The 15,341-nt window shown below is 59.2% G+C and carries 15 protein-coding genes and 1 tRNA gene; 8 read left to right on the top strand and 8 right to left on the bottom strand.

What is annotated here, in order from left to right; genetic code table 11:
• Positions 1-4 precede the first annotated feature (4 nt).
• Positions 5-1,198, bottom strand: a complete 1,194-nt coding sequence (locus PHAMO_RS16375) for an MFS transporter (protein ID WP_002730984.1) — start codon at positions 1,196-1,198, stop codon at positions 5-7.
• A gap of 257 nt (positions 1,199-1,455) precedes the next feature.
• On the opposite strand from PHAMO_RS16375, the gene PHAMO_RS16380 reads away from it, so the two are divergent.
• Positions 1,456-2,025 (top strand): hypothetical protein, encoded by a 570-nt coding sequence (locus PHAMO_RS16380; protein WP_235720870.1) that lies wholly within the window; start codon positions 1,456-1,458, stop codon positions 2,023-2,025.
• A 40-nt stretch (positions 2,026-2,065) separates the two neighbouring features.
• Positions 2,066-2,737, top strand: coding sequence for an MBL fold metallo-hydrolase (locus tag PHAMO_RS16385; RefSeq protein WP_235720871.1), 672 nt, complete (start codon positions 2,066-2,068; stop codon positions 2,735-2,737).
• A gap of 37 nt (positions 2,738-2,774) precedes the next feature.
• Here PHAMO_RS16385 and PHAMO_RS16390 read toward each other — a convergent pair whose 3' ends face one another.
• Together PHAMO_RS16390 and PHAMO_RS16395 are read right to left on the bottom strand one after the other, a co-directional pair.
• Positions 2,775-4,232 (bottom strand): NAD-dependent succinate-semialdehyde dehydrogenase, encoded by a 1,458-nt coding sequence (locus PHAMO_RS16390; protein WP_002730988.1) that lies wholly within the window; start codon positions 4,230-4,232, stop codon positions 2,775-2,777.
• A 50-nt stretch (positions 4,233-4,282) separates the two neighbouring features.
• Entirely contained in the window at positions 4,283-4,855 is a 573-nt protein-coding gene (locus tag PHAMO_RS16395) for a hypothetical protein (RefSeq protein WP_002730990.1), read from the bottom strand.
• A gap of 145 nt (positions 4,856-5,000) precedes the next feature.
• On the opposite strand from PHAMO_RS16395, the gene PHAMO_RS16400 reads away from it, so the two are divergent.
• Positions 5,001-5,945 carry a helix-turn-helix domain-containing protein gene (locus PHAMO_RS16400; RefSeq protein WP_040567703.1) on the top strand — a complete coding sequence of 315 codons (945 nt, stop codon included), beginning with the start codon at positions 5,001-5,003 and terminating at the stop codon, positions 5,943-5,945.
• On the opposite strand, the gene argE is transcribed toward PHAMO_RS16400, so the two are convergent.
• Entirely contained in the window at positions 5,942-7,132 is a 1,191-nt protein-coding gene (gene argE, locus PHAMO_RS16405; protein ID WP_002730993.1) for an acetylornithine deacetylase, read from the bottom strand. The two genes, PHAMO_RS16400 and argE, sit on opposite strands and share 4 nt — an antisense overlap.
• A gap of 235 nt (positions 7,133-7,367) precedes the next feature.
• Here argE and PHAMO_RS16410 point away from each other — a divergent pair, with 235 nt between their 5' ends.
• Positions 7,368-8,039: a DUF502 domain-containing protein gene (locus PHAMO_RS16410; protein WP_002730994.1), complete on the top strand. Its 672-nt coding sequence runs from the start codon at positions 7,368-7,370 to the stop codon at positions 8,037-8,039.
• A gap of 90 nt (positions 8,040-8,129) precedes the next feature.
• Entirely contained in the window at positions 8,130-9,818 is a 1,689-nt protein-coding gene (locus PHAMO_RS16415) for a glycoside hydrolase family 17 protein (protein WP_002730996.1), read from the top strand.
• A 130-nt stretch (positions 9,819-9,948) separates the two neighbouring features.
• Here PHAMO_RS16415 and metC read toward each other — a convergent pair whose 3' ends face one another.
• Together metC and PHAMO_RS16425 are read right to left on the bottom strand one after the other, a co-directional pair.
• Entirely contained in the window at positions 9,949-11,118 is a 1,170-nt protein-coding gene (metC, locus tag PHAMO_RS16420; RefSeq protein ID WP_040567742.1) for a cystathionine beta-lyase, read from the bottom strand.
• A gap of 343 nt (positions 11,119-11,461) precedes the next feature.
• Positions 11,462-11,665: a TOBE domain-containing protein gene (locus PHAMO_RS16425; RefSeq protein WP_002731001.1), complete on the bottom strand. Its 204-nt coding sequence runs from the start codon at positions 11,663-11,665 to the stop codon at positions 11,462-11,464.
• Between the two features lie 370 nt (positions 11,666-12,035).
• Between PHAMO_RS16425 and PHAMO_RS20250 the strand changes: the two genes are divergently transcribed.
• The 3 genes from PHAMO_RS20250 (at position 12,036) to PHAMO_RS16435 (ending at position 14,574) form a co-directional block, all read left to right on the top strand.
• Positions 12,036-12,158 carry a hypothetical protein gene (locus PHAMO_RS20250; protein ID WP_002731003.1) on the top strand — a complete coding sequence of 41 codons (123 nt, stop codon included), beginning with the start codon at positions 12,036-12,038 and terminating at the stop codon, positions 12,156-12,158.
• A gap of 61 nt (positions 12,159-12,219) precedes the next feature.
• On the top strand, positions 12,220-13,392 hold the full coding sequence (gene nhaA, locus PHAMO_RS16430) for a Na+/H+ antiporter NhaA (RefSeq protein WP_002731004.1): 1,173 nt from the start codon (positions 12,220-12,222) through the stop codon (positions 13,390-13,392).
• A gap of 69 nt (positions 13,393-13,461) precedes the next feature.
• Positions 13,462-14,574 carry an NADH:flavin oxidoreductase/NADH oxidase gene (locus tag PHAMO_RS16435; RefSeq protein ID WP_002731006.1) on the top strand — a complete coding sequence of 371 codons (1,113 nt, stop codon included), beginning with the start codon at positions 13,462-13,464 and terminating at the stop codon, positions 14,572-14,574.
• 283 nt (positions 14,575-14,857) lie between these two features.
• Here PHAMO_RS16435 and PHAMO_RS16440 read toward each other — a convergent pair.
• Together PHAMO_RS16440 and PHAMO_RS16445 are read right to left on the bottom strand one after the other, a co-directional pair.
• Positions 14,858-14,933: transfer RNA gene (locus tag PHAMO_RS16440), tRNA-Val, on the bottom strand.
• Positions 14,934-14,979: 46 nt separating this feature from the next.
• Entirely contained in the window at positions 14,980-15,267 is a 288-nt protein-coding gene (locus PHAMO_RS16445; protein ID WP_002731007.1) for an HU family DNA-binding protein, read from the bottom strand.
• Positions 15,268-15,341: the final 74 nt, after the last annotated feature.

Below are 15,341 nucleotides of genomic sequence, written 5' to 3' on the forward strand. Positions count from 1 at the left end.
CGTTTCAGGCCGATTTGCGTTCGGTGGGAAGTAACGATGCCGCCAAAGCCGCCACCAGCGCCGCCGCCGCCAGGATCCAAAACACCAGATCGAAGCTTCCAGTGCTGCCTCTGATTAGCGACACCATGGGAACTCCCAGTCCCGACACGCCGAACCCCAAGACGAATTTCAGGCCGAGTGTGGTGCCGCGCCATCCCGGTGGGCTATAGCGTGACAGCAAAAGGTTTTCGGCCGGGATCGCTCCCATATTAAAGACGACCGCCAGGGTTGCAACCACCAGCAGCCCCAGCCCAGAGGCATAGGCCAGCCCGATCAGCATCGGAATCTGAAGCAGCGCCGCTGCGACATAGATCCGCCGGGGCGACAGGCGATCGGCAAGATGACCGGCCAGAATCTGGGTCAGCCCGGCCAACAGATAGACCACGGTCACGCCGCCTGCCGCTGCCAGAATTCCCGTTTCTCCTAACCGCTCTTCGAACAGTTTGGGCAGGATGGGCTGGGTTGCCTGATAGATTAGTCCGGCGCACAGCATCGTCACCGACAGGACCAATCCCGCCCGCACCGTATCGCCGCGATTGGCTGGCGGTTCTGGTTTGCGGTCGATCTTGGCCTCGACCACCAGCCCGCGGGCCAGAAAGACCAAAAAGATGACCCCTGTCGCGGTGACGACCAGTCCGGGGATGATAAAGGCTGCGCGCCAGCCCCACAGCGCGATTAGAAAACCGGCGGCGAGACCGGCCAGGGCAGGACCGACACCGCCGAACACGCCGTTGATACCAATCGCTTTGCCCTTATCGATTGCGTTGCTTAACAGCCACGAGATGCCGACCGGGTGATAGATCGAACCGAACAGCCCGACAAAGCCCAGGGCTACCGCCAGACTGAACGGTCCCGGAGCCAGTCCTGCCGCTATGGCCGAGCTGCCCAAGCCGAGAAAGAACACCGCCATCATCCCCACGGTACTCCAGCGGTCGCCGAGCCATCCGGCCAGCGGAGCCAACACGCCATAGAGTAGTTTCCCCGCGATGATGAGGGTCAGAACCTCTTCATACGACATCCCGAATTCACCCGGCAGCACGAGGGCGACGATGAAGAAAATCGGTTCGAAGATATGGGAATAGGCATGGCCGGCACATGAAAAGGACAAGGACGCCTGCGCCGAGGCGGGCGAAACCATGGGGGGTGGCGCTGACGCCATGATTGGAAAACCTCCGGTGTGAAGTGGGGCACTGTGCACGCCCACCCCCTCCGGCGCAACTTGACTAACGATCTGATCATTCTTGATGCGCGTTCCTATGAGGTTAACGGGCGCAACCTCCTGTTGTTACTGGTCGGCATGGTAAGTCAATGTATTGGATTGATGGTGATAAACAGGCGGTTGATCTTGCATCCCTGCCGAGTTTGACCCAAAGTATCGCCCAGTCCTCCCTGCCATTGCCTTGCGGCCATTCTCCGATGTCCATGTCGAGTGTCGTCATTATCAGCCTTGCTGCGGCCGTGATCTTGGTTATCGGTGGTAGTCTGGTTATGTATATGGCCAGCTTGGTCAAGACGGCCTACGAGCTGAAGGTGCAGATCGGAGCCGATATCGACTCTCGTCTGAGCAAAATAAGCGAGGATCTCGATAAGAAAAGTCGCTGGATCAAGCGCGATCTGATTGAGGAAATCGAGAAAATCAAGGTTGCGCTGGAAACTGAAAATACCCGCAAATTCGAGGCTCTGGCTGTCCCTTTGACTAATTCGGTTGAAGGTTTTGACGCTCAGGCCCGGCGCGATCGGATCGAGTGGACAGCCGCGATCGAACGCAACCGTATCCTCATCGCTCAACTCGACAGCCAGATCGAAGACGTGCGCAACGACCTTAAGACGGCACTATCGGCACCGCCTCAGCCCATGAGCTTGGATCTGTCAACGGAATCCGCCGATATCGCATCTCCTCCTCTTACTTCCGCGCCTGTCCCACCGGTGCCTCCCGATCCGCAAACGATGAGCCAGTTTCTTCCCGATCTTGGACGGAAGAGATAGGGGCCCGTCTGTTCCCGGATTGCCGCGGCGTCTCAAAGAGGTGAAAAACATTTCCATGGCTCATCAGCATCTCGGTGAATTCGGCGATTTCTCCCTGTTTGTGCTGGTGACCAGCCCACCATGGTACGAGAATTGCTACTTTGTGACGCACCGGCCCAGTGGTGCCCTGGCTATCGTCGATCCCGGCGGTGATGCCCCCCGGTTGATCGAAGCGGTGGCGGAGATCGGTCTTACACCAACCGTGATTCTGCTGACCCACGGTCACCCGGATCATATCGGGGCTGCGTCTGAGTTGGAGGCCGAGTTCAACATCTCGACCCGCGCTCATGCCGAGGATATCCCGGTGATTGCCGCAGCCAGCGATCTTAACCGGGCCTTCACCGGCCAGCCCCAGGTTGGCCCCGGTCGGCTGGAGACCTTTACTGGCGAGCCGATCGAACGACTGGGAGGGGCGGAGGTTCGAGTGATCCATACCCCAGGCCACAGTCCGGGCGGGGTCTGTTACGATTTCGGGCCGTTTGTTTTAACTGGCGACACCTTGTTTCGGGGCGGAGTCGGACGAACTGACCTGCCCGGTGGCAGCGAGCGCCTGTTGTGGGACTCGATCGACCGCCTGCTGGGGATGGTCGCCGACGATGCGACGCTGTTCAGTGGCCACGGTCCGGCTTGGACAGTCGCCGAGGCGCGGCGGTGGTGGGCGATGGCCGGATGAGGGGCGGGGAGGGGGTTCCCCGCCTCCTTCTGATCGCTTAGAGTCCGCCCATACACAGATATTTGGTTTCGAGAAACTCCTCGATTCCGTATTTTGATCCTTCGCGGCCCAGGCCAGATTCCTTCATTCCACCGAACGGGGCGACTTCGGTCGAGATGCTGCCGTCATTGATCCCGACGATGCCGTATTCCAAAGCCCGCGAGACTCGCCAGACCCGTCCGATATCGCGGGAGTAGAAATAGGCAGCGAGGCCAAATTCGGTGTCGTTGGCCATTCTGACCGCTTCTTCCTCGGTCGAGAAGCGGAATAGGGGCGCAACCGGGCCGAAGATTTCTTCCCGCGCCGGCAGCATATCCTGGGTCACACCGGTAAGAATCGTCGGTTCGAAGAATGTGCCGCCCAGGCTGTGGCGATGACCACCCAGCGCCACCCGTGCTCCCTTGGCAACCGAATCCGCGATATGGCGTTCGACCTTGGTGATTGCCTCTTCGTTGATCAACGGCCCCTGCTGGCTGGTGGTGGTAAGGCCGGGGCCAACAGTCAGCTTTGCTGCCGCTTCGGTCAGCTTCGTGGCGAAGGCATCGTAAATGCCGTCTTGGATCAGCAGTCGGTTGGCGCAGACGCAGGTCTGTCCGGCATTGCGGAATTTAGACGCCATCGCCCCGGCTACCGCTTGATCGAGGTCGGCATCGTCAAAGACGATGAACGGCGCATTGCCGCCCAGTTCCAGGCTGAGTTTTTTTACAGTTCCGGCGCAGTTCCGCATCAGAAGTTTGCCGATCTCGGTCGAACCGGTGAAGCTCAGGGCTCTGACCACCGGACTGGAGGTCATTTCATTTCCGACCGCTGCGGGATCTCCAGCGGTGACGACGTTGAAGACGCCCGCCGGAAAACCCGCCCGCTCAGCCAGCACAGCCAATGCCAATGCCGATAGGGGCGTATCCTCGGCGGGTTTGATTACGATGGTGCAGCCTGCCGCCAATGCAGGGGCACATTTGCGCGTAATCATCGCACTGGGGAAATTCCACGGCGTGATCGCCGCCGCGACGCCCACCGCTTCCTTGGTGACGATGATCCGTTTGCCGTGGGCATGTTCGGGGATCACGTCGCCGTAAATCCGTTTTGCCTCTTCGGCAAACCATTCGACGAAGGTGGCTCCATAGCCGACTTCCCCGCGTGCCTCGGCCAGTGGCTTGCCCTGTTCGGCAGTCAGCAACAGCGCCAGATCGTCCTGAGCCGCCATCATAAGCTCATACCAGCGTCGCAGGACTTGCGACCGCTCCTTGGCGGTTCTGTCGCGCCAAGCGGGCAGGGCGCGCTCGGCGGCGGCAATGGCGTGGCGGGTTTCTGTCGCTCCCATCGCCGGGACGGTGGCAAGGTGGCTGCCATCGGCGGGGTTGGTGACGGCGAAGGTCGCGCCAGATTCGGCATCGCACCAAGTTCCGTCAATATAGCCCTGGGTCCGCAGCAGGGCCGGATCGGCAAGAGAAAGCATGGCTTTATCCAGGATCGTTTGGGGGAAACGTCAGGGTATACCTGTCGGACCTACCCTGCTATGAATTGCTCTCTTTGCCGCCCCGATTCTCTATCGAGATCGAGAAGACGGAAGGTTGTGTTTTCAAGTTCGGCCAGAGCTGTGATCTTATCCTGCACGTCGTTGAGGACGGTGCTCTCCAGACCCGGAGTGTCGAGCGCCCCCATTGCCACCAGAGTGGTGCGTACTTCGCTGTAGGCCGCCTCCAATCGCCGCGCCAGCCCCAGTCGATAAATTCCAGACGACAACGTGTCGGTCGCCTGACGATCGATGTAGGCCAGTCGCGCCGCGATCTTCTTAAGATGAAGTCGAACCCAGCGTCCTCGCACTTCGGTCAGCAGAGCGTCGAAATGATTCCTGAATTTCGAGTCCGAGGAATGATTGATCTCGGCGATGGCCAATGAAATCAGATTGCTGAGGCGCGAGGTGGCATCCTCCAACTCCTCAGTCAACAGATCGGTCACGGCGGGCGGTAAGTCGGGTACGGTAAGGTGGTGGCGAAACTGTTCCATATCCTCCGCCACGGCACGGGCGGAGAGAAGGATGTGGATCGCTCTGCTTTCGACCTGTTCCGACGACCGCATTCAACTCGCCCCTTTTGTCCCCGGAGGGGACTATCATAAGCCAGCCCTATCCCTGGGTACAGCCGAACTGAACGTCAATGCTAAGGTTGACTGTGGGAGGGGTGTCTCGCAGAGTCAAAAAACGAGGCTTTGGAACGGTGCGACGATGGCTGACGATTCCGGTAACAATGCGAGTCGAGAACGCGAGGCTGAAGCCCTGTCATTGCTCGACCGATTGTTCGATCGCTACGAGTCCGAGGACGCGGCGGCGCAAGATACTGCTCTCACCGCCGCGCAATCGCTGTGTCATGCCGTTTGGGGCGGTTATACCGCTGGCTTCGAGGCGTTGGCTCACAAGATCGAGACCGATTCGCCCGGCACAGTTGAATCCGCTCTGCGATCATTGCGTTTGCGCGAGGAAGCGACCGATCCCGGCTGTTTGATTCGTGCCGCACGGCACCGTCGCGAGAAGCTAGAAAAGCGTGAGGCGGATCGAGCGGCGGTCATCGCCCGCTATGGCGACGAGGCCACGGCGCGGACTGCGACCTCTTCCGAAGCAAGGCTGATCGCGGCGGGGCGGTCTCTGGCCGATCCTGGTGACGAAGACGATCCCCAGGCACCTCTGTCCGGCTGGAATTTGCCATGGCACGAACCACCTGAATCGTTGCGCACCCTGGTCGCTACGGCGCTTCCTCCTCCATCAAATATTGTCGCGGCCCGCGACGAATGCCTTCAGTGGGAACAGAGGAAACGTGATCTCGATCTGATTGGGACCGGTCCGGGACCGGCCGGCCTCCCGACCGCCTGCGCCGCCCGGCATTGGTTGGTCGAGCGGATGTGGCGCTGTGATCTTTCGGCGACAGGCCCGGCCGATCTGATCGCCCGCCTTGAATATTGGGTCGAACGTGGAGGCGACGACGGCAGCGGCTATCGGACTTTGCTCGACGATCTGACCAGTCTGGCGGGGGCGATGCTACGGAGCTCCGAAGGCGGAAGCCATGCCCGTATCCTGCGTCTCAAGGCAGAGAATCCCGATTGGTCGCTGGCCCGAATAGGCCAGGAACTCGGAATCAGCCGACAAGCCGTCCACAAGCATCTGAAGCGCGGTTAAAACCGCCCAGATTCTGGTGTCGTGACGTAATCGAGCAGGCGGCCCAGAAACGATTCGCAGTGGGCAAGTTGCTCCAGGCTGACAAACTCGTCGGCTTTGTGGGCCTGCTCGATATTGCCGGGACCGCAGACGACTGCCGGAATGCCGCTTTTCTGGAACAGACCCGCCTCGGTTGTATAGGCGAGGAAAGCGGTATCGATACCACCCGCCAGCGACAGCGCCAATCGCACCGCCGGGTCGGCTGGGTCCATATCGAGGCCAGCTGTTGTGTTGTTCTCGTTGAGGATGATCCCGGCATGGTCCGACACGGCCAGCATCTCGGGAATCAGTTCCTGTGCCCAACTCCGGATTTCCGCCATTAGCAGTTCTGGATCATGGCGGGGGAGGTTGCGAATCTCGAATTCGAAACAGCATTCTCCGGGAACGATATTAAGAGCTGTGCCCCCCTTGATCACCCCAGTGTGAACGGTGGTGTAAGGCGGGTGGTAGCCGACCTCGAACGGCCCCGTCTCGCGCAGACGGCGTTGCATCGCCCGAAGCCGTGCCACGATTTCGGCGGCAATCTCGACCGCATTGACGCCCTGGTGATTGAGGGCGGAATGGCATTCGTGGCCAAGAACCTGGCAGCGAACGCTCTTTTTGCCCTTGTGCCCGTTAACCAGGGTCATTTCGGTCGGTTCGCCGACGATGCAGAGGCGGGGTTGTACTTCCAGTTCTGCGAGATCGTCGAGCATGCGCCGAACGCCGATACAACCAATCTCTTCGTCGTAGGACAAGGCGAAATGAACCGGCATCGCCAGCGGTCGGGCGGCAAAATCGGGAGCAAAGGCGAGAGCTGCGGCCAGGAAGCCCTTCATATCGGCGGTGCCCCGGCCGTACAGGCGTCCGTCGCGGCGATCAAGCCGGAACGGATCGCTGCTCCAGTCCTGTCCATCGACCGGCACGACATCGCTGTGCCCTGACAGAACGATGCCGGGGCGGTCGTCTGGCCCCAGCGTGGCGAAAAGATTGGCTTTGGTCCTGCTGTCATTCCAGGTCAGTCGAGTCTTGGCTCCCACCCCGGACAGTAACTCCGCCGCCATGTTGATCAGGGCGAGATTGCTGTTGCGGCTGGTTGTGTCGAACGCGACAAGCTGTTCCAGCAGCTCAACGATATCGGAACGGGGAGCCGGGGGAAGGACGGTCAAGGCAGATCTTTCGCAGGTAGGACGGAATCACAGCTTCATCATAGAGCCGCCGCCGCTTCTCGCCTATAGTTCTGCCGATGGGTAAGGCTTATTCTGAAGGGGCAGGGAGCATCCATTCATCGGCAGACGCTTTCCACCGGGGGGAAATGGAATTGAGACACGAGAGTTCCTTTATCGCCGCTACAGGGGCATTCGCATTTGAAGATTTGCCCCGCTATCTTGGTGATTTCAAGCGATGAGTCCCCAACCCGATCCCGCAGCGAACAGGCCGGGCACGTCCACCTCTTCCTCTGGATTGGTCGCGCGCCTGCGCGCCAACTTCCTTGCCGGGTTGTTGGTGGCGGCACCGATTTCTCTCACTGTCTATATCGTCTGGGCGGTCATCAGCTTTATCGATACCCAGGTTTCGTCGCTGTTCCCCTCGTCATGGGGATCGATATCACATTATCTTCCCGGTTTCGGTGTACTTCTGGCGCTAATCGGTCTGACCGTGGTCGGTGCTCTGACCGCCAACATCGCTGGGAGGCTGGTGTTGGCCATTTCCGAGGCTCTGCTCGGACGGATGCCGGTGATACGCAGCATTTATTCGGCGATAAAGCAGGTGGTTCATACCGTTCTTGCGCAAAAAGCCGAGGCTTTCCGTGAAGTGGTCTTGCTCGAATACCCTCGTCCCGGTCTGTGGACGTTGGCCTTTATCACTGGAACGACCAGCGGCGAGGTCCGGGATTGCTTCGAGGAGGAGATGGTCAACGTCTTCGTTCCCACGACGCCCAATCCGACCTCTGGCTTTCTGTTGTTCGTGCCGCGCCGTTCGGTGCGGGTTCTTTCGATGAGTGTCGAAGATGCTCTCAAGATGGTCGTCTCAACCGGCATTTTGACCCCCGAAGACGATAAGACTGTCGGATAGAACCACACCTCACCACCGCCACCGCAATTGACGGCGGCGGTGGTGGCGCTTAGACAGGGACGGCCCGTCAACCCCCGAACCGGGATTGCCATGAACCGTATCCTTGCCCTTGTCATCGTCGCCATGCTGGCTGGCCTTCAGGTCGCCGGCTGGTGGTGGTTCAATCGTCCGGTTCCGGTCGAACTTTCGTTCGCCGAACCGTTCCCTTCGGTTTCGTTCGCGCCGTTCCGGCGTGGCCAAAGCCCCTTGACCCAGGATTATCCGCCGCCGGAGCAGGTTGCTGAAGACCTGCGCAGTCTTGCCGGAGTAACTCGGGGTGTCCGCACCTATACCAGCCTCGAAGGGATGGAGGTGGTGCCGAAATTGGCCGAGGAACTGGGGATGGAGGTGATCCATTCCGCTTGGTTGGGTGAGAAACCAAGCGTCAACCGCCGCGAGGTTGAAGCGCTGATCGCTGCTGCCAACACGTATCCCAATAGTATCAAGCGGGTGATCGTTGGCAACGAGGTTCTGCTGCGCCAAGATCTTCCAGTCGATGAGCTGATTTCTCACATACGCACTGTTAAGTCACGGGTGTCGCAGCCGGTTTCTTATGCAGACGTTTGGGCGTTCTGGCTGAAATACCCTCAGGTCGCGAAAGAAGTCGATTTCATCACTATCCACATCCTGCCCTATTGGGAAGATGAGCCGATTGGGGTTGAGGGGAGTGCCAAGCATATCGTCGATATCTATCGCCGAATGGCCGAAGCTTTTCCGGGCAAACCGATCCTGATTGGAGAGGCGGGATGGCCAACTCGTGGCCGTTCGCGTGGACCGGCGGTCGCCAACATGGAGAACGGTGCCCGTTTCATTCGCACTCTAGCCCAGGTGTCGAAAGAAAACGGCTTTGATTACAACGTCGTTGAGGCGTTTGATCAGCCGTGGAAAGCTCGGATGGAAGGCACTGTCGGCGCCAATTGGGGCGTGGTCGATTCCAACCGACGGGTCAAGTTTGCAATGTCCGGTCCGGTCGAGCCTAGCCCATTCTGGCCGCGTCATGCCGCCGGAGCTGCTGCGCTTGGGACTGTGATCGGGTTGGCATTTCTGCTGCGCGGCTCTTCCCGCTATCGTTTCGGTGCGGGTCTGGCTGTTGCGATTTTGGCCCAAGTTCTGGCTGGGCTGGTGGTGTGGCAGGGCGTCAATGCCCAGGCGATCGCTTTCGATCTGACCGACGAGGTGTGGGCCTGGGTTCGGACGGGTCTCCAGGCAGTCTTAGGCTTCCTGCTGGTTCGTGCCGCCGCGTTGAGCTTTGTCGAGGGAGCCGCTCCCGTCGCCGACCGTTGGGCCGAGCGTCTGGTGCCGTTCTATGCCATCGCGGCGATCATCGCCTCGACACTTTTGCTGATCCATGGCCGCTACCGCGACATCCCCAACCTAGAGTTCCTGGTGCCGTGCCTGGGAGTCACCGCCTATGGTCTGGCTCGGATGCTGGTGTTGCGCCTTGACTGGCGCAATGCGTTCGCTGTCGGACGTCTGTTCGGAGGGACCAGTGACGGCGGGTTCGGACCTGCACGGGCGATGACGATCGGGTTGGGGCTTGCTGCGTTGGCCTCTCTGCTGTCCGAGGCCGTGGCGCTGGCGCGGGGCGATGATTTCGTCGTTTCGCATCCGACCTTTGCCGATCAGATTCCCCTGTTGTTGCGGGGGATGTGGATTAACCAGGAGATGGTGACCTGGGCGGCGATGGTGCTGCTGATGGCTCTCCCGTACTTGGCGGATTGGCGTCTGAGCCGTAAGTAGAGCGTGAGGATCGATTTTTTCCTGTCGCCCTGGGTCGATATCGCGCCGGGGCGACAGGTTATTCACGGACGATTAATTAAAAAACAAGGGGTTGAAGCGATACTTCAACCCCTTGTTTTCAGTCTTTGGATCAACTGTGGTCGGCCAATCGCTGGAAGCCGTGCTCCAGATCGTCGATCAGGTCTTCCACTGCTTCCAAGCCAGCGTGGAAGCGCAAGGAGGGGCCGGTCGGCCGCCATTGCGTGGCGGTGCGGTGGATCGAATGGCCGCCGGTTGGGATCACCAAACTTTCGAATCCGCCCCAGGAAAAACCAAGTTTGAAATGATGGTAACCGTCGAGCATGGCATCGACAGCAGCCTTGCTTGCCGGTTTAAGAATCAGCCCGAACAGTCCGCAGGCTCCACGGAAATCACGCTTCCAGATCGCATGGCCGGGATCAGATTCCAGCGCCGGGTAAAGCACCCGTTCGACTTCCGGGCGCTTTTCCAGCCAGCGGGTCAGGGTTAAAGCCGAGGCTTCGTGCTGTGCCAGACGTACTGGTAGGGTGCGCAGACCTCGCAGGCCGAGATACATCTCCTCGGTGCCGGGGCTGTGGCCGAAAGCGGCGACCGAACTCTTGACCTTCAGCCATAGCGCTTCGCTGGCGGTGGTGATGGTGCCAAGCATCGCGTCGGCATGCCCGACGATGTATTTGGTCGCCGCTTGGATCGAAATGTCGGCTCCCTTCTCGAACGGTTGGAAATTCAGAACGCCCCAGGTGTTGTCGATCATCACGATCGCGCCGCCTTCATGGGCGGCGGTGGCGATAGCGGGGATGTCCTGGACTTCAAAGGTCAGTGAGCCGGGACTTTCGGTGAACACCACCCGTGTGTTCGGGCGCATCAATTGGGCAATATCGCTGCCGATCAGAGGATCGTAGTAGGTGGTTTCGATCCCCAATCCGGCCAGGATTTCGTCGCAGAACTTCCGGGTGGGGGCATAGGCGGAATCCGTCATCAGCAGATGGTCGCCGGATTTCAGAAAAGCCATGAGTGCCCCGGAGATCGCTGCCAACCCGGACGAGGTGGCAACGGTGCGGACTCCGCCTTCCAGTTCCGCCACGGCTTCTTCAAGCGCGAAGGTGGTGGGAGTGCCAAAGCGGCCGTAGCGGACGCCTTCGAAGAGCGACCGGCCACCGGATTCCATTGCCGCGACCGAGGGCAGCAGGATTGTCGAGGCGCGGAAGACCGGAACGTTGACAGCGCCGTGATAGCGTTCGGGATTACGCCCAGCGTGGAGGAGACGAGTTTCTTTTTTCATCAGGACCGGCATGTGGGGGTAGGGGGGCACACATCGTGCCCCGCCCCCGCCTGGGAGCCAAGCGGATTTCGCCACGTTTAACGTCCAGGGGTGCCTTTTATTCCGGTTGGAGAAGAGGGGGCGAGACCCTGGGCGGCCAAGCGATCGTAAGGCAGGGCGTATAAAAGTAAGTGTGCCAGCGCGGGCTGGTCGCGGATTTTGGCCTGACCCAGCCAGATCGAAATTCGCTCTAAGCCCCTTAATTTCATGACGAAAGTTAATTTAAGCATTTCTGGTGAAATATTGCCGAATAAAAAGCCCCCGGATTTCCGGGGGCTTTTCTTGACAGCGATGTCAGGGCTGCCTACTTGGCGATGATGACTTCCGACGATTTGATGATCGCCTGGACGTCGTCACCGATTTTGAGGGCAAGATCGTCAACGGCTTCGTTCGAAATCACCGAGGTCACAGTCTGACCGCTGACATCAACCTTTACTTTCGCGACGATCTGCCCCTTGACGATCTCAATGACTTTACCGTTGAGGGCATTGCGAGCGCTGAGCTTCATGAACGTTCTCCATAAATGAACCAAACGATAATTACGATGTCGGATGCTAGCAAAAAAAATATGAGAGTCAACCGTGACATTAATAATAAAGGAAAGCAACCTCCGTTAGGAAGTCTTTCTACATATCGAATTTACGATTAATCCCGTAACGTCTGTATTTTCGTCATAGTGTCGGCGGTAATAGCGATTAAATTATGCGCAGAACATGGGGTCTCTTATATCCTGGACTTGTAAAGTCCTTTGCGGACATGTGCGTCTGGATTGAGAATGAAAGAAATCGAAAATGCTGATTCCCTGAATGGTTTTGCCCTCTTGCCGGGCGATGCTATGGTCCGTTCAGAACGGCACCCGAACTGAAAAGGATGCGGACATGAAGAATGAATCGCTCTGGCTGCTCGCCCTCCTTGTCGTCATTTTGCTGTTTGCTTCGCTGGAAGTGCAGCAATCCAACTCTACCAACACCCCGCAAGCGCTTGGAACATCTAGCAAATAGTTATATTTTCTTCTCATCGTCTCGATGCGCGCAGCTGAAGTTCAATAGATAAGGAGCACCGATGTCCCTTTCGGCGATCCGTAATTTTCTGCGTCTTGAAGTTGCTGGTGGTTTCTTTTTGGTTGCATCCGCTACGGTAGCTCTGATTCTGGCCAATTCCCCGGCACAATCGGGATATCAAGCACTGCTGCACCTGCCACTCGGCGTTCAGTTTAGTGGAATCAATCTGTCAAAGAGCGCTCTGCATTGGATCAATGACGGGCTGATGGCGGTGTTCTTCCTGCTGGTCGGGCTGGAGATCAAGCGCGAGGCAATCCAGGGCGAACTGTCCAGTCTGCGCCGCGCGGCCCTCCCCATTCTCGCCGCGCTAGGGGGGATGGCGGTTCCGGCGTTGGTCTATCTTGGGTTCACGTGGGGTGATCCGGTGATGATGCGGGGGTGGGCGATCTCGTCAGCTACCGACATTGCCTTTGCCGTTGGCGTACTGGCTCTGGCCGGACGACGAGCGCCGCCCTCGCTGCGAATCTTTCTGCTCGCCCTCGCGATCATCGATGACCTGGGGGCGATCGTTATCATCGCCCTGTTCTATACCGACCAGATTTCTCTGATGTTTCTTGCCCTCGCTCTCGCCACTCTGATCGGATTGGTGGCGATGAACCAAGCCGGTGTAACCCGCCTTGCGCCTTATCTGGGGCTGGGACTTCTGTTGTGGTTCTTCGTGCTGGAATCCGGAATTCACGCCACACTGGCAGGTGTCGCGCTGGGGCTGACAATTCCGTTGCGCCAACCCGCCGCCTCGATCAAAGCGCCACCGCTGTTGCGACTCGAGCACGGACTGCATCCTTGGGTAACCTTCGCCATCCTACCGCTGTTTGCCTTCGCCAATGCAGGTGTGCCGCTGACCGATGCCGATGCGGCGGTCCTGTCCCATCCGGTAACGCTGGGGGTTGCGTTGGGCCTGTTCCTCGGCAAACAGGCCGGGATCATGCTGGCGATCGGTCTTGGACTTGCCCTGAAAATCGGCACTCTTCCGGCCGGGGCCAACTTGCGTCAGCTTTACGCGATGGCCATCCTGACCGGGATTGGTTTTACCATGAGCCTGTTCATCGGCACCCTGGCTTTCGAAGATGTTGCCTACGACGTTCCAGTCCGCCTTGGTGTGCTGGGCGGATCGCTGTTATCGGCTGCGGTGGGCTTCACACTGCTCATGGCGGGGAGCAAGCGGCGCGAATAATCCGGGGCTTGCCTCAAATGAGACAGATCGGTATCATTTCAATCACTCTGGAGATTGAGCGAGGATAGTATGAGTCAACCGATTCTGTTCCAGCCATTGACCCTGCGTGGGCTGACCCTGCCCAACCGCATTGGCGTTGCCCCGATGTGTCAGTACAGCGCCCATGACGGGCAAGCGCAGGACTGGCACTTTCAGCATTATGGCGCGCTGGCGGCTTCGGGACCGGGAATGGTGACGATCGAAGCCACAGGAATCGTCCCAGAGGGCAGGATTTCTGCGTACTGCCTGGGCCTGTACGACGATGCCAGCGAAGCGGCGCTGACCCGATTGGTGTCGTCGTTGAAAGCCCTTAGTAGCGGCGCGGTTGCGCTACAGCTTGCCCATGCCGGGCGCAAGGCTGCCGCAGCGCGGTCGTGGGAGGGGGGCGGCCCGGCCTCGGACGGTTGGCCAACCTTGTCCGCTTCGGATTTGCCTTTCGGTCCAGATTGGCCTGCGCCCAAGGCGGCAACGCCCGGCGATCTGGACGGGGTAAAGCAGGGCTTCGTCGAAGCGGCTCGGCGCGCGTTGCGTGCCGGATTTGATGCGATCGAGCTGCATTCGGCTCATGGCTATCTGCTGCACCAGTTTCTTTCTCCGCTGACCAACCGGCGCACAGATTGTTACGGTGGATCGCTCGATAACCGGATGCGCTTTCCGCTCGAAGTGGTGGCTGCGTTGCGTAAGGCCTGGCCTGCGGATAAGCCGCTTGGTATCCGCATCAGCGCTACCGACTGGGTTGAAGGTGGGTGGGATATCGATGAGGCGGTGATCTATGCCCAGGCATTCCGAGACGCTGGAGTCGATTACGTCTGCGTCTCGACTGGCGGGTTGGCCCCCCATGCCAAGGTTCCGGTCGGGCCGGGATACCAGCTTCCCTTCGCTCGTCGCATCCGGGCCGAGACCGACCTTGTCACCCGCGCCGTTGGACTGATTGCCACCGGTACCGATGCCGAGGCGGCATTGCAGGCTGGCGATGCCGACCTGATCGCAATCGGACGCGGCTTCCTCGATGACCCACGGTGGGCATGGCATGCCGCAGAGACTTTGGGAGTCGAGATCCCCACGCCACCACAATATGCGGCCGCTCGGCCTCGTGTGTGGCCGGGAGCGGCACTGACCCGTCCCGGGAAGACGCCAAAATAAAGAATGAAAGCGTGCGATCACTCGATCTTTTGAGTGAGATCTTTCGATAGAGGGGCGTCTGAGTGGGTGTGCGTCGTAAACAGCGCCATCCCCGTCACCAGAGAGCGCCATCGGTGACGGGGACCACCAGCGCATTGGCTGCGCGGTGCGGCTTATTTGCGCGGACAGACAAATGGCCTTGGGAGGAACTCCGAAAATTCGGACTTCAATTCGACCAAGTTGAATAAGTGCAAACGGGGGAGGGTGATGACCCGGAAAATATAAAATCCGTGTTGCCATCAAATGGTGGGCGGTGACGGGTTCGAACCGCCGACCCTCTCGGTGTAAACGAGATGCTCTTCCAACTGAGCTAACCGCCCAAAAGCCGGTCCTAAAGGACCGGTAAAAACAACAATAACGGGGGCTTTACTGGATCGCGTCCTTCAGACCCTTGCCAGCCTTAAACTTCGGCAACTTGGAAGCCGGAATAGAAATTTTCTCGCCGGTACGGGGGTTCCGCCCCTCCGACGCCGCACGGTCAGTCACCGCGAAAGTGCCGAAGCCAACCAGCCGGACTTCATCGCCTTCCTTCAAAGCGTTCGAGATCGCCTGAAAAACGGCATCGACGGCGGTGGCCGCTTCGGTCTTGGACAGGCCGGTCGATTCGGCCACGGCCGCCACCAGATCGTTCTTGTTCGACAAGATTGCCCCCATAAATTTACAGAAAAAACAGCCATTCCGGCCGCCCTACGGACAGGATCACGCAGTGTATTCAGGCTCTTTGAGAG

Origin of the sequence: Magnetospirillum molischianum DSM 120 (assembly GCF_000294655.1) — a bacterium.
Taxonomy (GTDB): Bacteria; Pseudomonadota; Alphaproteobacteria; order Rhodospirillales; family Magnetospirillaceae; genus Phaeospirillum; species Phaeospirillum molischianum.

What these genes read in the sequence shown, in the direction of transcription:
- PHAMO_RS16375 (WP_002730984.1), bottom strand. Translation starts at nt 1,198, where the DNA reads ATGGCGTCAGCGCCACCCCCCATGGTTTCGCCCGCCTCGGCGCAGGCG.
- PHAMO_RS16380 (WP_235720870.1), top strand. Translation starts at nt 1,456, where the DNA reads ATGTCCATGTCGAGTGTCGTCATTATCAGCCTTGCTGCGGCCGTGATC.
- PHAMO_RS16390 (WP_002730988.1), bottom strand. Translation starts at nt 4,232, where the DNA reads ATGCTTTCTCTTGCCGATCCGGCCCTGCTGCGGACCCAGGGCTATATT.
- PHAMO_RS16395 (WP_002730990.1), bottom strand. Translation starts at nt 4,855, where the DNA reads ATGCGGTCGTCGGAACAGGTCGAAAGCAGAGCGATCCACATCCTTCTC.
- PHAMO_RS16400 (WP_040567703.1), top strand. Translation starts at nt 5,001, where the DNA reads ATGGCTGACGATTCCGGTAACAATGCGAGTCGAGAACGCGAGGCTGAA.
- PHAMO_RS16410 (WP_002730994.1), top strand. Translation starts at nt 7,368, where the DNA reads ATGAGTCCCCAACCCGATCCCGCAGCGAACAGGCCGGGCACGTCCACC.
- PHAMO_RS16415 (WP_002730996.1), top strand. Translation starts at nt 8,130, where the DNA reads ATGAACCGTATCCTTGCCCTTGTCATCGTCGCCATGCTGGCTGGCCTT.
- metC (WP_040567742.1), bottom strand. Translation starts at nt 11,118, where the DNA reads ATGAAAAAAGAAACTCGTCTCCTCCACGCTGGGCGTAATCCCGAACGC.
- PHAMO_RS16425 (WP_002731001.1), bottom strand. Translation starts at nt 11,665, where the DNA reads ATGAAGCTCAGCGCTCGCAATGCCCTCAACGGTAAAGTCATTGAGATC.
- PHAMO_RS20250 (WP_002731003.1), top strand. Translation starts at nt 12,036, where the DNA reads ATGAAGAATGAATCGCTCTGGCTGCTCGCCCTCCTTGTCGTCATTTTG.
- nhaA (WP_002731004.1), top strand. Translation starts at nt 12,220, where the DNA reads ATGTCCCTTTCGGCGATCCGTAATTTTCTGCGTCTTGAAGTTGCTGGT.
- PHAMO_RS16435 (WP_002731006.1), top strand. Translation starts at nt 13,462, where the DNA reads ATGAGTCAACCGATTCTGTTCCAGCCATTGACCCTGCGTGGGCTGACC.
- PHAMO_RS16445 (WP_002731007.1), bottom strand. Translation starts at nt 15,267, where the DNA reads ATGGGGGCAATCTTGTCGAACAAGAACGATCTGGTGGCGGCCGTGGCC.